This is a genomic window from Sphingomonas oligophenolica (assembly GCF_006438955.1).
GTDB classification, from domain to species: Bacteria; Pseudomonadota; Alphaproteobacteria; order Sphingomonadales; family Sphingomonadaceae; genus Sphingomonas; species Sphingomonas oligophenolica_A.
The window spans coordinates 128,688-145,411 of sequence record NZ_RCZK01000007.1; the positions used below are offsets into that span (position 1 = coordinate 128,688).

Here is a 16,724-nt window from a genome sequence, read left to right on the forward strand (position 1 = left end):
TTACTCGACGACGACGAGAGGCTGGTCGAATTCGACCGGCTGGCCGTTTTCGACGAGCACCGCGGTGATCGTGCCCGCCGACGGCGCGAGGATCGGATTCATGACCTTCATCGCCTCGACGATCAGCAGCGTGTCGCCCGCCGCGATCCTCTTGCCGACCACCGAGAAAGGCGCAGCACCGGGTTCGCCGGCGAGATAGACGGTGCCGACCATCGGCGATTTCACCGCGTTCGCGCTGGCGGCGGGGGTGCTTGCGCCGGTGTCGGTCGCAGGACTCATCGCGGTCGCGAGCGGTGGCGTAGCCGACGGTACGGGGGGCGCGGGGGCATAGTGGACGGGCGCAGCGACCGGAGCGGCCTTGCGCGCGACGCGGATGCGGCGATCCCCGTGCTCCACCTCAATCTCGGTGAGGTTGGTCGCATCGAGCATGTCGGCGAGCTGGCGGACCAGGTCGACATCGACCTGCATGGCGCCCCGGGCTTGATCGGAATTGGCGGATGGTTCGGTCATGGCTGGCCTCCTGTCAGAACCGCGCGGCGGCTTCAAGCGCGAGGATGTACGACAGCGTGCCGAAGCCCGCGATCGTGCCCTTTGCCACCTGCCCGACGAGGCTGACGTGCCTGAACGATTCGCGGGTATGCGGGTTCGACAGATGGACCTCGATCACCGGGGTGACGATCCCTTTGATCGCATCGTGGAGCGCAACACTTGTGTGCGTGAACGCGCCCGCATTGAGCAGCACCGCCTTCGCCTTGCGCGCCTGCGCTTCGTGGAGCCAATCGACCAGGTGTCCTTCATGATTCGACTGGCGCATGTCGATGTCGAGATCGAGCGTGCGGGCGCGGTCTTCGAGCTGGCCCGCGATGTCGTCGAGCGTGTCGGACCCGTAGATATCGGGCTCGCGGGTGCCGAGCAGGTTGAGGTTGGGGCCGTTGAGGACGAAGATTGTTGCGGTCATCAGGCGGCTTTCGGTTGAACGCGCAGAGGCGCGAGCCTAGTTGGACGCTCCCTCTTAGCCCGTTCGCCCTGAGCTTGTCGAAGGGCGGTTCACCACGTGTCGGGCCGACGTGGTGTCGGGGCTTCGACAAGCTCAGCCCGAACGGAAGGGTGAGGATTTCCTCACGATGCGCGCATGCCCCATAGCGACGGAACGGTGTCGATCACGGTCAACGGCGAGCACAAGCGAGTCGTGGCGGGGCTGAGCATCGCCGACCTGGCCGCCGAACTGGGGCTGATCCCCGACAAGGTCGCGGTGGAACGGAACCTGGAGATCGTGCCGCGATCGACGCTGGCGGACGTGTGCGTCGAGGATGGCGATGATCTGGAGATCGTGACTTTTGTGGGGGGTGGCGACCACGCCCAACCCATCGATACCGATAGCTGGACGGTCGCGGGGCAGACGTTCGGGTCGCGGCTGATCGTCGGCACCGGCAAATACAAGGATTTCGCGCAGAACGCCGCCGCGCTCGCCGCGAGCGGGGCGGAGATCGTCACCGTCGCAGTGCGGCGCGTGAACATTTCCGATCGCAACCAGCCGGTGTTGATGGACTATATCGATCCCAAGAAAGTGACCTATCTGCCCAACACCGCGGGTTGTTTCACCGCCGAGGATGCGATCCGCACGCTGCGGCTGGCGCGCGAGGCGGGGGGTTGGGAGCTGGTGAAGCTCGAGGTGCTCGGCGAGGCGAAGACGCTGTACCCCGACATGGTCGAAACGCTGCGCGCGACAGAGATCCTGGCCAACGAAGGCTTCAAGCCGATGGTCTATTGCGTCGACGATCCGATCGCGGCGAAGCGGCTGGAGAATGTCGGTGCGGTCGCGATCATGCCGCTGGGCGCGCCGATCGGATCGGGGCTCGGCATCCAGAATCGGGTGACGATCCGGTTGATCGTCGAGGGTGCCAGCGTGCCGGTGCTGGTCGATGCGGGCGTCGGCAGCGCGTCGGACGCGGCGGTGGCGATGGAGCTCGGTTGCGACGGCGTACTGATGAACACCGCGATCGCGGAGGCGAAGGACCCGGTGATGATGGCGCGCGCGATGAAGGCCGCGGTCGAGGCCGGGCGGCTGTCGTATCGCGCGGGGCGGATGGGGCGGCGGCTGTACGCCGATCCCTCGAGCCCGCTTGCCGGGTTGATCTGATGCGGGGGTGCTGGCTGGCTATCGCGATCCTGCTGACGGGGTGCGGGATCCAGCAGGCTCCCGACGACGCGACCCGGACCGCCGCGTCGAACAAGACGATCGTCGAGCCGGTGACACTGAAGGCGGCGGACGGGATCACGGTCTATGGTCGCTATTATCGCGTGGCCCGGCCGAAGGCGATGATCCTGCTGTTCCACCAGGCGGGGTCGAGCATGGATGAATATGCGACGATCGCGCCGAAGCTAGCGGCGATGGGGTATAGCGCGCTCGCGATCGACCAGCGATCGGGGGGCACGATGTTCGGCCCCAACCGCACCGCCGCCGTGCTGTCGCGCGACCCGGGCTATGCGGCGGTGCAGAAGGACATGCAGGCGGCGGTCGACTGGGCATCGATGCAGGATGTGCCGATCGTGCTGTGGGGCAGCAGCTATTCGGCGGCGCTCGCGTTTCCGGTCGCGGCGGCCAATCCCCGGCGGATCAAGGCGATGCTCGCGTTTTCGCCGGGCGAGTATCTCGACGACAAGGGCGCGGTGGCGCGCGCCGCCGCAAGCCTCACCATGCCGGTGTTCGTGGCCGTCGCGAATGGGGGTGCGGAGGCGCCGGCGGCCAAGCCGATCGTCGCGGCGCTGACCGGCGATAAGACCTTCTATATCCCCGCGAGCGGGGTCCATGGATCGTCGACGCTGATTGCGGCGAGGAACCCGGCGGGGGCGGCAGTAAACTGGCGGGCGGTGGTGGGGTTTCTGCGCCGAACCGTTGGCTGACGCGCGGAACCCGAACCGCAAACAATCGTTCTCTTATCGTGACTTCCAGATGCCGACGGCGGTGTCGCACAAGAGATGAGGGAGCCTGACATGGGCGAGCTAACCGACAAGATCAAAGGCAATGCCAACGAAGCGATCGGCAAGGTCAAGCAGCAGAGCGACAACCCCGATACCCAGGCCGAAGGTGCCGCCCAGGAGACCAAGGGCAAGGCACAAGAGGCCGTGGGCAAGGTCAAGGGCGCGCTCGGCGACGACATCTAAGCGCTTGCGCTGAACGAAATGGGCCGCCTCGGAAAACCGGGGCGGTTTTTTCGTGTCAGCCGGGCTGGAGCGCGCTCAGCGTCGTTCCCGCGGTGATCACTTCGATGTCGGTCTTGAGGTGGAGCAGACGAACCCCCGACTGTGCGGTCGCTCGGGCGAGGGCGGGGGCGAAGTCTTCGGTTCGTTCGACCGTCTCCGCCCAGCAGCCATAGGCGCGGGCGAGTGCGGCGAAATCGGGGTTGGCGAGGCGGGTGGCGATCGGGCGACCGGGGAATTCGCGCGCCTGATGCATGCGGATCGTGCCGTAGGTGCTGTTGTCGATGACGAGCACGAGCATATCGGCGCCGTGCTGGACCGCGGTGGCGAGTTCCTGGCCGTTCATCAGGAAACAGCCGTCGCCCGCGAGCGCGACGACGCTGCGCCCCGGATGGCGCAAGCTCGCAGCGACCGCGGCGGGGACGCCATAGCCCATCGCGCCCGCGGTCGGCGCGAGTTGGCAGCCCGGCCCGGCGTAGCGCCAGTAGCGGTGCCACCAGCCCGAGTAGTTGCCCGCGCCGTTGCAGATGATCGTGTCGGCGGGGAGCGTGTCGCGCATCGTGGCGACGCAAGGGCCGAGGTCCATCGCGATGTTTGCCCTTGGGGCGGGCGTGGACCAAGCGAGGTACTCGGCGTGGGCTTCGGCGCCCGATTCGAACGGCGCGCAATCGATCGACAGCAGGGCGTCGCCGAATTCAGCCATCCCTGCGCAGATCGCGAGATCGGCGCGATAGGTGCGGCCAAGTTCATCGGGGTCGGGATGGACGTGGACCAGCTGCTGGCCGGGATGATCGGGGGTGACGAGCGCATAGCCGTCGGTGGTTGCCTCCCCCAGCCGCGCACCGACGACGATCAACAGATCGGCCGCCTTGATCCGGGCGACGAGCTTGGGATTGGGACCGTAACCGAGATTGCCCGCCCAGACCGGGGATTCGTTGGGGATTGCATCCTGCCGCCGGAATGCGGAGGCGATGGGGACGCCGCTGCGTTCCCCCCAGGCGGCGAGGTTGCGCGCGGCGCCGTCGTCCCAGCCCGCGCCGCCGACGATCAGCATAGGACGTTCCGCGGCGCCGATCGCGCCCGCGAGGGTGGCCGCCACGACCGGATCGCACGCCTGGACCGCCCGCTCGATCCGTGGCCGATCCACCGCCTCGACCACGTCGAGCAGCATATCCTCGGGCAGCGCGAGCACGACCGGTCCGGGCCGCCCGTTCATCGCGGTGGCGTAGGCGCGGGCGACATATTCGGGGATGCGGCGCGCGTCGTCGATCTTCGCGGCCCATTTGGCGATCGGCGCAAACATCGCGGGAAAATCGATTTCCTGGAATGCTTCGCGATCCTTCGTGCCGCGGTCGACGTCGCCGATGAAGAGGATCATCGGCTGGCTGTCCTGCATCGCGACATGGACCCCGATGCTGGCGTTGGTCGCGCCGGGGCCGCGGGTGACGAAGGCGATCCCGGGGCGGTGGGTCAGCGTGCCGTCGGCGCACGCCATGAACGCGACCCCGCCCTCCTGTCGGCACGTCACCACGTCGATCGCGGGCGTGTCGTGGAGCGCGTCGAGGACGGCGAGGAAGCTTTCGCCGGGGACGGTGAAGATGCGGTCGCAGCCTTGGGCGACGAGGTTGTCGACGAGGATGCGGCCGCCAGTGCGCTGATTGGTCATGATGCGCCTTGTGCCGTTCGTTTCGAGCGAAGTCGAGAAACGGGGTTGCATATGGGGGGTGTTTCTCGACTACGTTCGCAACGAACGGAGGTGGGATGAGCCCATCCGACCTAGGAGATGATGATGGCTAATTTCGAGACCGTCGCCGATGGCCTACGCTTTCCCGAGGGGCCGGTGTGGATGTCCGATGGCAGCATCATCCTGGTCGAGATCGCCGACGGGAAGATCACGCGGGTTCGCCCCGATGGATCGAAGGAGACCGTCGCGACGCCGGGCGGCGGCCCCAACGGGCTCGCGATCGGGCCGGACGGCAAGCTGTATTGCTGCAACAACGGCGGGTTCGAGTATCTCGAATCGAACGGGATGCTCGCGCCGCATGGGATCGCGAAGGATTATTCGGGCGGGCGGATCGAGCGGATCGACCTCGATACCGGCGCGGTCGAGGTGCTCTACAAATCGGGCGATCACGGCTGCGTGCTGCGCGGGCCGAACGACATCGTGTTCGACGCGCATGGCGGGTTCTGGTTCACCGATCACGGCAAGGTCGATTACGCCAAGCGCTGCCACGACATCGTCGGTATCTTTTACGCGAGAGCGGACGGCAGCTTCATCGAGGAAGTGATTTTCCCGAGTAACAACCCCAATGGCATCGGCCTCTCGCCCGACGGCAAGAGCCTGTATGCGGCGGAAACCTACACCTGCCGGCTGATGAAGTTCACCGTGACCGCGCCGGGCAAGGTCGCCCCCGACGCGGGGCCGGGCGGGCCGGGGATTCCGCTCTATCGCCCTGCGGGGTACAAATTCTTCGATTCGCTGGGGATGGAGGCGGGGGGCAACATTTGCGTCGCCACGATCGGCGAATGCGGGATCAGCGTGATTTCGCCCACCGGAGAGCTGGTCGAATTCGTCGCGACCGATGACATCTTCACCACCAACATCTGCTGGGGCGGTGAGGACATGATGGACGCGTATATCACTTGTTCGGGCACTGGGCGGCTGGTGAAGACCCGCTGGGCGCGCCCCGGGCTGAAGCTCGCGCATTGATAACGCTGACCACCGTCATCTTCGATTTCGGCGGGGTCATCACCTCGTCGCCGTTCGAGGCGTTCAACCGGCTGGAGGCGGAGCGCGGATTGCCGCGCGACTTCATTCGGCGGGTCAATGCGCTGGAGCGCGACGGCAATGCCTGGGCGCGGTTCGAGCGGGCGGAGATCGATGGCGCGGCGTTCGATGCGATCTTTGCAGCGGAGGCGCGCGCGCTGGGGCATGAGCTGCGCGGCGCGGATGTGCTGGCGGTGCTGGCAGGGGATATCCGGCCGCGGATGGTGGCGGCGCTCGATTGGCTGAAGGCGCATGGCTACGCGCTGGGGTGCATTACCAACAACGTGCCGACGGGCACGGGCGCGGGGATGGCGCAGACCGCGGAGAAGGCTGCGGCGGTTGCGGCGATCCTGGCGCGGTTCGACCATGTCGTCGAGAGTTCGAAGGTCGGGGTGCGAAAGCCCGATCCGGCGATCTATCGGATGGCGTGCGAGGCGCTTGGTGTTGCTCCTGCCGAGTGCGTGTATCTCGATGACCTTGGGATCAACTGCAAGCCTGCCGCCGCGATGGGGATGGCGGCGATCAAGGTTGCGGGGGAGGAGCAGGCGCTGCGCGATCTGGCGGATGCGTTGGGGATCGAGCACGGCGCTTTCTAACCTGTCACGCTTTGTTGTTTCCTGCCGTTCGTGCTGAGCCTGTCGAAGCACCTGGCAATCACCGCCCTTCGACAAGCTCAGGGCGAACGGGGAAGTTCGGTTGCGGGTATCGGCCTGCGCTTCTATGCGAGCGCAACCCAATCGACGGAGACGGCATGGCGCAGAAAATCTATCCCGATGCGGCGGCAGCGCTCGACGGCGTGCTGTTCGACGGTATGACGATCTGCGCGGGCGGCTTTGGCCTGTGCGGGATTCCCGAACGGCTGATCGATGCGATCCGCGAGGCGGGGACCAAGGATCTGACGATCGCGAGCAACAACGCCGGGATCGACGGCGAAGGGCTCGGCAAGCTGCTGCGGACGCGGCAGGTGAAGAAGATGATCTCCAGCTATGTCGGCGAGAACAAGGAGTTCGAGCGGCAGTTTCTGAGCGGCGAGCTCGAGGTCGAGTTCTGTCCGCAGGGGACGCTCGCCGAACGGTGTCGTGCGGGAGGCGCGGGGATTCCGGGTTTTTATACCAAGACCGGGGTCGGCACGCAGGTCGCCGAGGGCAAGGAGGTGAAGACCTTCGATGGCCCCAATGGTCCCAAGGACTATATCCTCGAACGCGGCATCCGCGCCGACCTGGCGATCATCAAGGGCTGGAAGGCGGACGAGGCGGGGAATCTGATGTTTCGCAAGACCGCACGCAACTTCAACCAGCCGATGGCGACCGCGGGGAAGATCTGTATCGCCGAGGTCGAGGAGATCGTGCCGGTGGGATCGCTCGATGCCGACGCGGTCCACTTGCCCGGGATTTACGTCAACCGGATGATCCTGGGGGCTCCATACGACAAGAAGATCGAGTTCCGTACCGTGCGCGAGCGCGCGGCGCCATGAAGACCGTGGCGACCGCGCTGCTGTTCGTCGCGCTCGCGCCCGCGGTAACAGGATGTGCAGCCCGGCAGCGGTTCCTTGACCGGATCAATGCGGCAAAGGCCCCGCCGCCCGCCGCGGCGATCCCCGGCCTGCCCGCCACCGGCGCGAAGGCGGGGCAGGTCTATGCGGGCGCCCTGCCGCCGCCGGACGGCGTCGATGGCGTCGGGCCAGCCGCACCCGCGCCGCCCGCAATGCAGTTCCTGTACGGCTCTGGCGAGGCGGCGGCGCTGAGCTATCAGGCGTTTTTCGGACTCGCCAACTACATCATCTCGATGGCGTCGGATCGCGCGGTGGGGCATGATTTGCGCTCGGTGGTGATGTCACCGGGCTCGACGCTCGACGCGCCGATCTTCGAGCCGTGCGGCGACAAGCCGCTCGCGGTGGTGCTCGATATCGACGAGACCGCGGTGCTCAACCTGGGGTTCGAGGCCGACGCGGCGAGCGGCGTGCCGTACGATCAGGCGCGCTGGGACGCGTGGGAGCGGACCGGGGGGGGCGACGTCACGGCGGTGCCGGGCGCGCTCGACATGGTCAAGGCGGCGAAGGCCGAGAATGTCGCGGTGGTGTTCAATTCGAACCGCTCGACCGTTAACGCCGATAAAACCGCGGCGATGCTCGCCGGGCTGGGCTTCGCGCCGGTGGTCCACGGCGATACATTGTGGTTGCAGGGCGATGCGGCCAGCACCGGCAGCGGCAAGGACGCGCGGCGGTGGGCGATCGCAAAGAAATATTGCGTCATCGCGATGGCGGGCGATCAGCTGGGTGACTTCACCGATCTGTTCAACGCGAGCGCGCAGGCGTTCGAGGCGCGTCGTGCGTCGGTCGGCGGGCGCTATACGAGCGTGTTGTGGGGGCATGGCTGGTTTATTCTGCCCAACCCCGTGTACGGCAGTGCGCTGAAGGGCGCGATGGGCGAGGTGTTCCCGCTCGACAAGCGATGGACGCCGCCCGCCGCTGGGTCGCCAGCCACGACTGCCCCGGCACCCGAAATCAAGGAGAAGTAGATGCCGTGGGACCGCAACCAGATGGCCGCGCGCGCTGCACAGGAGCTGCGCGACGGCTATTACGTGAACCTGGGCATCGGCATTCCGACGCTGGTTGCCAACAACATCCCTGCGGGAATGACGGTGACGTTGCAGTCGGAGAACGGGATGCTCGGGATTGGGCCGTTCCCGTTCGAGGGCGAGGAGGATGCCGACCTGATCAATGCGGGCAAGCAGACGATCAGCGAACTGCCCTCGTCGGTGTATTTCAGCAGCGCCGACAGCTTCGCGATGATCCGCGGCGGGCATATCGACTTGACCGTGCTCGGTGCGATGGAGGTCGCGGAGAATGGCGACATCGCCAACTGGATGATCCCCGGCAAGATGATCAAGGGCATGGGCGGCGCGATGGACCTGGTCGCGGGCGTCAAGCAGATCATCGTGGTGATGGAGCATAGCAGCAAGCATGGCGAGCCCAAGTTCATCCCCGACTGCACGCTGCCGCTGACCGGCAAGAACGTCGTCGACATGATCGTGACCGACCTGTGCGTGTTCCGGCGCGCCGACCATAATAGCCGTTTCACGCTGATCGAGCTTGCGCCCGGGGTGACCGCGGACGAGGTCGCCGCCAAGACGACCGCACGGTACGATTCGTGATCTGGCGGATCGCGCTCGCGGTTCTGGCGATCCTGATCGCGGGTGCGGTGGGGATGTATTATTTCGTCGAACCGCCGCGGATATTGAGCTGGGTCGATGCGGTAGCAGGCGGTGGGCGCGGAACCGAGGAGGTCGCGACTGCGGTGCCGTTCGGGACGACCGGGCAGACGCTCGACGTCTGGCGACCCGCGGGCGACCATCCGACGACGTCGCGCCCGGTGCTGATCTTCTATTATGGCGGCGGTTGGGTGCATGGCGACCGCGGGGCCTATGCCTTTGCGGCGCGCGCTTATGCCAAGGCGGGATTCGTCGTCGTCGTGCCCGATTACCGCAAGGTGCCGAGCGTTCGCTTCCCGGCTTTCCTGCAAGACGCCGCCGAGGCGGTGAAATGGACCCGCGACAATATCGCAGGCTATGGCGGCGATCCGACGCGGATCGCGACCGCGGGCCATTCGGCGGGCGGCTATGCCGCGATCATGCTGCCGATGGACCCGCACTGGCTCACCGCGATCGGGGTCGATCCGCATATCATCAAAGCCGCGGTCGGGCTGTGCGGGCCGTACGACTTCTTCCCGTACGACAAGAAGCGATCGATCGATGCGTTCAAGGGCGTCGTCGATGGCCCCGCAACCCAGCCGATCCACTACGCGCGGGCGGGGCTGGCGCCGATGATGCTGGTGACCGCGAGCAACGACACGCAGGTGCGCCCGTACAATGCGGTGAACCTGACCAAAGCGCTGAAGAAGGCGGGGTCGCCGGTCGAATTTCGCGAATATCAGGGGCTGAGCCACGAGGACGTCGCAATGGCGCTGTCGGTCCCGTTCCGCGGCAAGGCGCCGGCGCTGTCGGATAGCGTATCGTTCCTGAAGCGCGTGCTGAAATAGCGTCCGGTTGCGGTTTATAGCAGCGGCTATACAATCGGCACATCGCTTCACATGCTGCGAGGGCCGATGACCGACCGATCCGACACCGCACGCCGCGCCGCTGCCTTTCGCCAGACCCGCGCGGCGCATCTGACCGAGGTCGCGGAGGATTATGTCGAGTTGATCGGCGACCTGATCCACCAGCAGGGCGAGGCGCGGCTAAGCGATATCGCCGAGAATATGGCGGTGAGCCAGCCGACGGTGTCGAAGATCGTCGCGCGGCTGCGGCGCGAGGGACTGGTGGTGTCGCGTCCCTATCGATCGATCTTCCTGACCGAGGCGGGAGCGGCGATGGCGGCGGAGGCGCGGCGCAAGCATGCGATCGTCGCGCGCTTCCTGCGCGCATTAGGGGTCGACGAGGCGACGGTCGATGCCGATTCGGAAGGAATCGAACACCATGTCAGCGATCGAACGCTCGCCGCGCTGGCCCAACTCAGCGCGACGCTTGAACAGCAAGCGCTAAAAAAGTAAGCCTTAGCTAATCTTTTGCCCCACCCGCGCGTATCTGCTGCGGGAAGAGGATGATTTCGCGGACATGAAGGCATCGATGACGGGAACCCAGGCGCACGAGCCCGACACCGACCACCCCGGCTGGCGGGGCGGGGGTAGTGTGTCGCTGCCCGAGGCGTTCCGATCGATCGCGGTGCCCGAAGGGGCGAATTGGTGGCGTAAGCTGGCGGCGTTCACCGGGCCGGGGTTCCTCGTCGCGGTCGGCTATATGGACCCCGGCAACTGGGCGACCGATCTCGCGGGGGGATCGGCGTTCGGCTATACTTTGCTTTCGGTCATCCTGCTGTCGAACGTGATGGCGATCATCCTGCAGGCGCTGAGCGCGCGGCTGGGGATCGCGACCGGGCGCGACCTCGCCTCCGCCTGCCGCGACGCGTACAGTAGGCCGACCGCGATCATGCTGTGGCTGCTGTGCGAGGTCGCGATCGTCGCGTGCGACCTGGCCGAGGTGATCGGCACAGCGATCGGGCTCAACTTGCTGTTCGGCATCCCGCTCGTCTGGGGTGTCTGCCTGACCGGACTCGACGTACTGCTGATCCTGATGCTGCAGCGCCACGGCTTCAGGCGGCTCGAGGCGTTCATCATGGCGCTGATCGCAATCATTGCGCTGTGTTTTCTCTATGAACTGATCGCGTCGCGCCCCGAGATCGGGCCGTTGCTGGCGGGGTTCGTGCCGCGGTCCGAGGTGATCACCAATCCGACGATGCTCTACCTCGCGATCGGAATTCTCGGCGCGACGGTGATGCCGCACAACCTGTACCTCCATTCCGCCACGGTGCAGACGCGGGCGTTCGAGCGGACCCCTACGGGCAAACGCGATGCCGCCAAATGGGCGACGATCGACAGCACGGTGGCGCTGAGCCTGGCGCTGTTCGTCAACGCCGCGATCCTGATCCTCGCGGCGTCGGCGTTCCACACCATCGGGCGTACCGACGTCGCGGAAATCCAGGACGCGTACCAACTGCTGTCGCCGACGCTGGGCGCGGCGGCGGCGAGCACGATATTCGCGGTGGCACTGCTGGCGTCGGGGCAGAATTCGACGATCACCGCGACGCTGGCGGGGCAGATCGTGATGGAAGGCTTCGTCCGGTTGAGGCTCGCGCCGTGGCTGCGGCGGTTGGTGACGCGCGGGATCGCGATCGTGCCGACCGTGATCGTCGCGGCGCTTTATGGCGAGAGCGGGACGGCGCGATTGCTGATCCTGAGTCAGGTCGTGCTGTCGATGCAATTGCCGTTCGCGATCGTGCCGCTCGTTCGATTCACGTCGGACAAGACCAAGATGGGGAATCTCGTCAGCCCGACATGGCTAAAGGTCGCGGCGTGGGGGATCGCGGCGATCATCATCGTCCTCAACGCGAAGCTGCTGCTCGATACAACGATGTTGGGCGCAACTTCCCGATAGAATATCTTGGTTATGGCGCAGTTTTCGGTTAACCGTCGCGACATGAGCGCGCGCCCGCTGACGCTGTACGAAAAGATCTGGAACGCGCACCTCGTCGAGCGCCGCGACGACGGAACGTGCCTGATCTATATCGACCGGCATCTGGTGCATGAAGTGACCAGCCCACAGGCGTTTGAGGGCTTGCGCATCGCGGGTCGCCCGGTGCGGCGGCCCGAACTGACGCTGGCGGTGCCCGACCATAATCTGCCGACGACGCCGCGGGTCGATGCGGCGGGCAGGGTGCTGCCGATCGCGGACGCCGAGAGCGCGCAGCAATTGGACGCGCTGCGCCGGAACACCGCGGAGTTCGGGATCGACTATATCGACGCGACTGCAGTCGAACAGGGGATCGTCCACGTCATCGGCCCCGAACTCGGTTTCACGCTGCCCGGAACCACGCTGGTCTGCGGTGACAGCCATACCTCGGCGCACGGTGCGCTGGGGGCGCTGGCGTTCGGGATCGGGACGAGCGAGGTCGAGCATGTGCTCGCGACGCAGACGTTGCTGCTCGGTCAAGCCAAGACGATGGAGGTCCGGGTCGACGGCACGCTCGGCTTTGGGGTGAGCGCAAAGGACGTGATTTTGGCGATCATCGGCACGATCGGCGCGGCGGGTGGCAGCGGGCATGTCATCGAATTCACCGGGAAGGTCATCCGGGGCCTGTCGATCGAGGGGCGGCTGACGATCGCGAATATGTCGATCGAGGCGGGCGCGCGCGCCGGGCTGATCGCGCCCGACGAGACGACCTTCGCGTACCTTCAGGGCCGTCCGATGGCGCCGATGGGAGCGGAATGGGAGCGCGCGGTGGCGTGGTGGCGGACGCTGCCGAGCGACGCGGGCGCGCGCTACGACAAGGTATTCCGGATCGACGCGACCGCGATCGCGCCGTCGCTGACCTGGGGGACGAGCCCCGAGGACGTCGTCCCGATCACCGGTGTGGTGCCCGCGCCCGACAGCTTCGCCGATCCCGCCAAGCGCGCAGCGGCGCAGAAATCGCTCGATTACATGGGGCTGACGGCGGGCACCGCGATGCGCGACGTCGCGGTCCAGCATGTCTTCATCGGCAGCTGCACCAACAGCCGGATCGAGGATTTGCGCGCCGCCGCCGCGGTCGCCGACGGGCGGACGGTGGCCAAGGGCGTGCGCGCGCTGGTCGTTCCCGGATCGGGGCAGGTCAAGCGTCAGGCCGAGGCCGAGGGGCTCGACCGGATCTTCGTGGCGGCCGGGTTCGAATGGCGCGAGCCGGGGTGTTCGATGTGCCTGGCGATGAACCCCGACAAGGTGCCGCCGGGGGAGCGCTGCGCGTCGACCAGCAACCGCAATTTCGTGGGGCGACAGGGGCCGGGGGCGCGGACGCATCTGCTCAGCCCCGCGATGGCGGCGGCGGCGGCGGTGACCGGCAGGCTTGCCGATGTGCGTGACTTGATGACATCATGACGCGGATTGTGATCACGGATTTTAGGAGAGTGAGCGTATGAGACGAGTGTTCCTGATGCTGATCGCGGGGACGATCGTGAGCGGAATCGCCGCCTATCTGGCGACGCAGCAGGTCGAGGCGAAGCCAGCGACACCTGCGGCGCAGATTCGCTGATGCGGATCGTCGCGACGTTCGCGTTCGCCGCCGCCGCGGTGCTGGCGCTATCCGCGCAGGCAGCCCCGCCCGCCACGGCGACGCCTGAGGTCGAGCTGTGGCGGCTTGAGTGCGGCGCGGTACGCGTCAATGACCTCAACGCCTTTTCGGACACGCGCGCCTATCCCGGCCAATCGCGCGATCTGGTCGCAAGCTGTTACCTGATCCGCCACGGCACCGATTACATGCTGTGGGATACCGGGCTGCCCGCGGGGCTGCTCGGCAAGCCGCAGGACAAGACCAGCGCGATGTCGCCGACGCTGGCCAAGACGATCGTCGCCCAACTCGCCACGATCGGGGTCACGCCAGCGCAGATCACCCGCGTCGGGATCAGCCATTATCATTTCGACCATATTGGCCAGGCCGCGGCGTTCCCGCAGGCGGAGCTGCTGATCGGCAAGGGCGACGCCGATGCGCTGGCCAAGGGAGAGGGAAACGTCGACGCCAAGCCGCTCGCGCCATGGTTTGGCGGCGGCGCCAAACTGACCCCGGTCAGCGGCGACAAGGACGTGTTCGGCGACGGCAGCGTGACGATGATCGACTTGCCCGGACATACGCCAGGGCATCACGGCCTGCTCGTGAAGCTGGCGAAAACCGGGCCGGTGCTGCTGTCGGGCGACGTCGCGCATTTCCACGAGAATCTCGACGGCGACGGGGTGCCGCCGTTCAACACCGAACGCGCCGACAGCCTCGCGTCGATGGATCGGTATCGCAAGCTGGGCGCAGCGCTCCGCGCGGTGATGGTGATCCAGCACGATCCGCGCGATGTCGCGCTGCTTCCCGCCTTTCCTAAGGCGGCGGACTGATGGAGCCGGTGACGCAGGTGTCGGGCCGCGCCTATCCGTGGGGCGCGAAGAATATCGACACCGACGTCATCATCCCCGCGCACTGGCTGAAGACGATTTCGCGTGAGGGGCTGGGCAAGGGCGCGTTCGAGACCGTGCGCGCACAACCCGGCAATATCTTCGACGACCCTGCCTATGCGGGCAGCCCGATTTTGATCGCGGGCGACAATTTCGGCTGTGGATCGAGCCGCGAACATGCCGCCTGGGCGCTCGTCGACATGGGGATCGCGGCGGTGATCGCGCCGAGCTTTTCGGATATATTTTCCGGCAACGCGTTCAAGAACGGGATCATCCCCGTCGTGCTGCCCCAAGAGGCGATCGACCGGCTGATCGAGGTGACGAAGACCGATATCGTCACGATCGAGCTCGAGACGATGACGGTGACGACCGCGTTCCAGGACCGCTTCGTCTTCGCGCTCGACGCGTTTCGTCGCCAATGCCTGATGGAGGGACTGGACGAGATCGGGCTGACGCTGGCAAGGGATACCGCGATTTCGAAATTCGAAGGCGCGATGCACGCTTCGCGACCATGGATCGAGGGGAGAAGCGGTTATGCGGGCATTGCTATCGACGGCGATCGGCGGACCTGAAACACTGGAAATGACCGAGCTGCCCGACCCGGTGGCCGGACCGGGGCAGGTGGTGGTCGCGGTGAAGGCGTGCGCGATCAACTATCCCGACGTGCTGATCATCGAGGATAAATACCAGTTCAAGCCAGCCCGCCCGTTCGCGCCGGGGGGCGAGATCGCCGGTGTCGTCGACAGCGTGGGGGAGGGCGTGACCGACTGGCAGGTCGGCGACCGGATCATGGGGACGATCGGCAACGGCGGGCTGGTCGAGAAGATCGCGGTCGATCCGACGCGGCTGTACCGATTGCCCGAAGAGCGTAGTTTTGCCGAGGGCGCGGCGCTGATCCTGACCTATGGCACGACGATCCACGCCCTGCTCGATCGCGGGCACCTGAAGGACGGGCAAACGATGCTGGTGCTCGGCGCGGCGGGGGGTGTCGGGCTTGCCGCGGTCGAGCTGGGCAAGGCGTTCGGCGCGCGGGTCGTCGCGGCGGTGTCGTCCGAGGAGAAAGCGGCGGCGGCGCGCGACGCGGGTGCCGACGAGACGATCATCTATGGCCGCGCGCCGTTCGAGAAGGACGCGTCCAAGGCGCTCGCCGAACAGTTCAAGGCGGCGGGCGGCAAGGCTGGCTATGACGTGATCTACGATCCGGTCGGCGGGGATTATGCCGAGCCCGCGCTGCGATCGATCGGTTGGGAGGGGCGGTATCTGGTCGTCGGCTTCCCCGCGGGGATCCCCCGGCTGCCGCTCAACCTGACATTGCTCAAGAGTTGCGACGTGTGCGGGGTGTTCTGGGGCGCGTTCGCGGCGCGCGATCCCAAGGCCAATGAGGCGCATGTCGAGCACCTCTTCACACTGTGGCGCGATGGCAAGATCGCGCCGCGGGTTACCGAGGTGTTTCCGTTCGCGCGGGGCGGCGACGCGATCGCGAAGATGGCGGCGCGCGGAGCGATCGGGAAATTGGTGGTCGAGGTGGGGTGANATCGATCGGTTGGGAGGGGCGGTATCTGGTCGTCGGCTTCCCCGCGGGGATCCCCCGGCTGCCGCTCAACCTGACATTGCTCAAGAGTTGCGACGTGTGCGGGGTGTTCTGGGGCGCGTTCGCGGCGCGCGATCCCAAGGCCAATGAGGCGCATGTCGAGCACCTCTTCACACTGTGGCGCGATGGCAAGATCGCGCCGCGGGTTACCGAGGTGTTTCCGTTCGCGCGGGGCGGCGACGCGATCGCGAAGATGGCGGCGCGCGGAGCGATCGGGAAATTGGTGGTCGAGGTGGGGTGATCCGCACCGTCACCCCGGACTTGTTCCGGGGTCCATCTGGCAGCGAGCCGGGACATTCGAATTCGATACGACGCGCCTGCGGCACCATGGACCCCGGAACAAGTCCGGGGTGACGGGGGTGAATCGGTTGCGCCTGCCCCCGTGCCGCCCTATCTCTCACGCCAAGCAATTCGGGAGCGCTGCATGACGACCTTCGACGACCGCGAACGTGCTTTCGAGACGAAGTATGCGCGCGATGAGGAAATGGCGTTCCGGATCGTCGCCCGGCGCAACCGGCTCGTCGGCGAATGGGCCGCGGCGCTGATGAAGCTGACCCCCGAGGAGGCGGACGCCTATTCTAAGGCGGTGGTCCATGCCAATTTCGAAGAAGCCGGCGMTGGCGACGTCATCCGCAAGCTAATCGG

Annotated in this window: 19 protein-coding genes and 1 pseudogene; 17 read left to right on the top strand and 3 right to left on the bottom strand. The window is 66.5% G+C overall.

The annotated features are described in order from the left end of the window. Together accB and aroQ are read right to left on the bottom strand one after the other, a co-directional pair. The gene (accB, locus tag EAH84_RS10670; RefSeq protein WP_140871752.1) at positions 1 to 510 is read right to left on the bottom strand and encodes an acetyl-CoA carboxylase biotin carboxyl carrier protein; all 510 of its coding nucleotides are present in this window, start codon (positions 508 to 510) and stop codon (positions 1 to 3) included. A 13-nt stretch (positions 511 to 523) separates the two neighbouring features. Beyond that, a complete protein-coding gene (gene aroQ, locus EAH84_RS10675; RefSeq protein WP_140871754.1) occupies positions 524 to 958 on the bottom strand; it encodes a type II 3-dehydroquinate dehydratase in 435 nt (144 codons plus the stop codon). 174 nt (positions 959 to 1,132) lie between these two features. On the opposite strand from aroQ, the gene thiS reads away from it, so the two are divergent. The 3 genes from thiS (at position 1,133) to EAH84_RS10690 (ending at position 3,165) form a co-directional block, all read left to right on the top strand. Beyond that, positions 1,133 to 2,140 carry a sulfur carrier protein ThiS gene (thiS, locus tag EAH84_RS10680; RefSeq protein ID WP_140871756.1) on the top strand — a complete coding sequence of 336 codons (1,008 nt, stop codon included), beginning with the start codon at positions 1,133 to 1,135 and terminating at the stop codon, positions 2,138 to 2,140. Beyond that, positions 2,140 to 2,904: an alpha/beta hydrolase gene (locus tag EAH84_RS10685; RefSeq protein ID WP_170209858.1), complete on the top strand. Its 765-nt coding sequence runs from the start codon at positions 2,140 to 2,142 to the stop codon at positions 2,902 to 2,904. The genes thiS and EAH84_RS10685 overlap by 1 nt, the downstream gene beginning before the upstream one ends. A gap of 90 nt (positions 2,905 to 2,994) precedes the next feature. Then, positions 2,995 to 3,165 carry a CsbD family protein gene (locus EAH84_RS10690; RefSeq protein WP_140871758.1) on the top strand — a complete coding sequence of 57 codons (171 nt, stop codon included), beginning with the start codon at positions 2,995 to 2,997 and terminating at the stop codon, positions 3,163 to 3,165. Between the two features lie 55 nt (positions 3,166 to 3,220). On the opposite strand, the gene EAH84_RS10695 is transcribed toward EAH84_RS10690, so the two are convergent. Further along, a complete protein-coding gene (locus EAH84_RS10695; RefSeq protein WP_140871760.1) occupies positions 3,221 to 4,867 on the bottom strand; it encodes a thiamine pyrophosphate-binding protein in 1,647 nt (548 codons plus the stop codon). A 123-nt stretch (positions 4,868 to 4,990) separates the two neighbouring features. Here EAH84_RS10695 and EAH84_RS10700 point away from each other — a divergent pair, with 123 nt between their 5' ends. The 14 genes and pseudogenes from EAH84_RS10700 to EAH84_RS10765 form a co-directional block, all read left to right on the top strand. After that, positions 4,991 to 5,911: an SMP-30/gluconolactonase/LRE family protein gene (locus EAH84_RS10700; RefSeq protein ID WP_140871762.1), complete on the top strand. Its 921-nt coding sequence runs from the start codon at positions 4,991 to 4,993 to the stop codon at positions 5,909 to 5,911. Continuing rightward, positions 5,911 to 6,564, top strand: a complete 654-nt coding sequence (locus EAH84_RS10705) for an HAD-IA family hydrolase (protein ID WP_140871812.1) — start codon at positions 5,911 to 5,913, stop codon at positions 6,562 to 6,564. The genes EAH84_RS10700 and EAH84_RS10705 overlap by 1 nt, the downstream gene beginning before the upstream one ends. Before the next feature lie 155 nt (positions 6,565 to 6,719). Continuing rightward, positions 6,720 to 7,442, top strand: coding sequence for a CoA transferase subunit A (locus EAH84_RS10710; RefSeq protein WP_140871764.1), 723 nt, complete (start codon positions 6,720 to 6,722; stop codon positions 7,440 to 7,442). Further along, on the top strand, positions 7,439 to 8,485 hold the full coding sequence (locus EAH84_RS10715) for a 5'-nucleotidase, lipoprotein e(P4) family (protein WP_241656558.1): 1,047 nt from the start codon (positions 7,439 to 7,441) through the stop codon (positions 8,483 to 8,485). The genes EAH84_RS10710 and EAH84_RS10715 overlap by 4 nt, the downstream gene beginning before the upstream one ends. After that, complete coding sequence (locus EAH84_RS10720; RefSeq protein ID WP_140871766.1) at positions 8,486 to 9,121, top strand: CoA transferase subunit B; 636 nt, start codon at positions 8,486 to 8,488, stop codon at positions 9,119 to 9,121. Then, the gene (locus EAH84_RS10725; RefSeq protein WP_241656559.1) at positions 9,118 to 10,005 is read left to right on the top strand and encodes an alpha/beta hydrolase; all 888 of its coding nucleotides are present in this window, start codon (positions 9,118 to 9,120) and stop codon (positions 10,003 to 10,005) included. Before EAH84_RS10720 ends, EAH84_RS10725 begins: the two co-directional genes overlap by 4 nt. 66 nt (positions 10,006 to 10,071) lie before the next feature. Continuing rightward, positions 10,072 to 10,515, top strand: a complete 444-nt coding sequence (gene mntR / locus EAH84_RS10730; protein WP_140871768.1) for a manganese-binding transcriptional regulator MntR — start codon at positions 10,072 to 10,074, stop codon at positions 10,513 to 10,515. A gap of 76 nt (positions 10,516 to 10,591) precedes the next feature. Beyond that, positions 10,592 to 11,956, top strand: coding sequence for an Nramp family divalent metal transporter (locus EAH84_RS10735; protein ID WP_140871770.1), 1,365 nt, complete (start codon positions 10,592 to 10,594; stop codon positions 11,954 to 11,956). Positions 11,957 to 11,998: 42 nt separating this feature from the next. Continuing rightward, positions 11,999 to 13,432 carry a 3-isopropylmalate dehydratase large subunit gene (gene leuC, locus EAH84_RS10740; RefSeq protein WP_140871772.1) on the top strand — a complete coding sequence of 478 codons (1,434 nt, stop codon included), beginning with the start codon at positions 11,999 to 12,001 and terminating at the stop codon, positions 13,430 to 13,432. A 153-nt stretch (positions 13,433 to 13,585) separates the two neighbouring features. After that, on the top strand, positions 13,586 to 14,431 hold the full coding sequence (locus EAH84_RS10745; RefSeq protein WP_140871774.1) for an N-acyl homoserine lactonase family protein: 846 nt from the start codon (positions 13,586 to 13,588) through the stop codon (positions 14,429 to 14,431). Further along, positions 14,431 to 15,060: a 3-isopropylmalate dehydratase small subunit gene (gene leuD, locus EAH84_RS10750; RefSeq protein WP_140871776.1), complete on the top strand. Its 630-nt coding sequence runs from the start codon at positions 14,431 to 14,433 to the stop codon at positions 15,058 to 15,060. Before EAH84_RS10745 ends, leuD begins: the two co-directional genes overlap by 1 nt. After that, the gene (locus EAH84_RS10755; RefSeq protein WP_194150388.1) at positions 15,023 to 16,021 is read left to right on the top strand and encodes an NADPH:quinone oxidoreductase family protein; all 999 of its coding nucleotides are present in this window, start codon (positions 15,023 to 15,025) and stop codon (positions 16,019 to 16,021) included. The genes leuD and EAH84_RS10755 overlap by 38 nt, the downstream gene beginning before the upstream one ends. Beyond that, positions 16,021 to 16,320, top strand: a pseudogene (locus EAH84_RS10760) (zinc-binding dehydrogenase); the annotation flags it as partial. The gene EAH84_RS10755 and the pseudogene EAH84_RS10760, both read left to right, overlap by 1 nt. Positions 16,321 to 16,503: 183 nt before the next feature. Beyond that, the coding region (locus EAH84_RS10765) for a DUF1476 domain-containing protein (RefSeq protein WP_140871778.1) at positions 16,504 to 16,724 on the top strand (221 nt) is incomplete at its 3' end.

Coding starts and splice junctions, on each gene's coding strand:
- accB (WP_140871752.1), bottom strand. CDS start 510: ATGACCGAACCATCCGCCAATTCCGATCAAGCCCGGGGCGCCATGCAG.
- aroQ (WP_140871754.1), bottom strand. CDS start 958: ATGACCGCAACAATCTTCGTCCTCAACGGCCCCAACCTCAACCTGCTC.
- thiS (WP_140871756.1), top strand. CDS start 1,133: ATGCCCCATAGCGACGGAACGGTGTCGATCACGGTCAACGGCGAGCAC.
- EAH84_RS10685 (WP_170209858.1), top strand. CDS start 2,140: ATGCGGGGGTGCTGGCTGGCTATCGCGATCCTGCTGACGGGGTGCGGG.
- EAH84_RS10690 (WP_140871758.1), top strand. CDS start 2,995: ATGGGCGAGCTAACCGACAAGATCAAAGGCAATGCCAACGAAGCGATC.
- EAH84_RS10695 (WP_140871760.1), bottom strand. CDS start 4,867: ATGACCAATCAGCGCACTGGCGGCCGCATCCTCGTCGACAACCTCGTC.
- EAH84_RS10700 (WP_140871762.1), top strand. CDS start 4,991: ATGGCTAATTTCGAGACCGTCGCCGATGGCCTACGCTTTCCCGAGGGG.
- EAH84_RS10710 (WP_140871764.1), top strand. CDS start 6,720: ATGGCGCAGAAAATCTATCCCGATGCGGCGGCAGCGCTCGACGGCGTG.
- EAH84_RS10715 (WP_241656558.1), top strand. CDS start 7,439: ATGAAGACCGTGGCGACCGCGCTGCTGTTCGTCGCGCTCGCGCCCGCG.
- EAH84_RS10720 (WP_140871766.1), top strand. CDS start 8,486: ATGCCGTGGGACCGCAACCAGATGGCCGCGCGCGCTGCACAGGAGCTG.
- mntR (WP_140871768.1), top strand. CDS start 10,072: ATGACCGACCGATCCGACACCGCACGCCGCGCCGCTGCCTTTCGCCAG.
- EAH84_RS10735 (WP_140871770.1), top strand. CDS start 10,592: ATGACGGGAACCCAGGCGCACGAGCCCGACACCGACCACCCCGGCTGG.
- leuC (WP_140871772.1), top strand. CDS start 11,999: ATGAGCGCGCGCCCGCTGACGCTGTACGAAAAGATCTGGAACGCGCAC.
- EAH84_RS10745 (WP_140871774.1), top strand. CDS start 13,586: ATGCGGATCGTCGCGACGTTCGCGTTCGCCGCCGCCGCGGTGCTGGCG.
- leuD (WP_140871776.1), top strand. CDS start 14,431: ATGGAGCCGGTGACGCAGGTGTCGGGCCGCGCCTATCCGTGGGGCGCG.
- EAH84_RS10755 (WP_194150388.1), top strand. CDS start 15,023: ATGCGGGCATTGCTATCGACGGCGATCGGCGGACCTGAAACACTGGAA.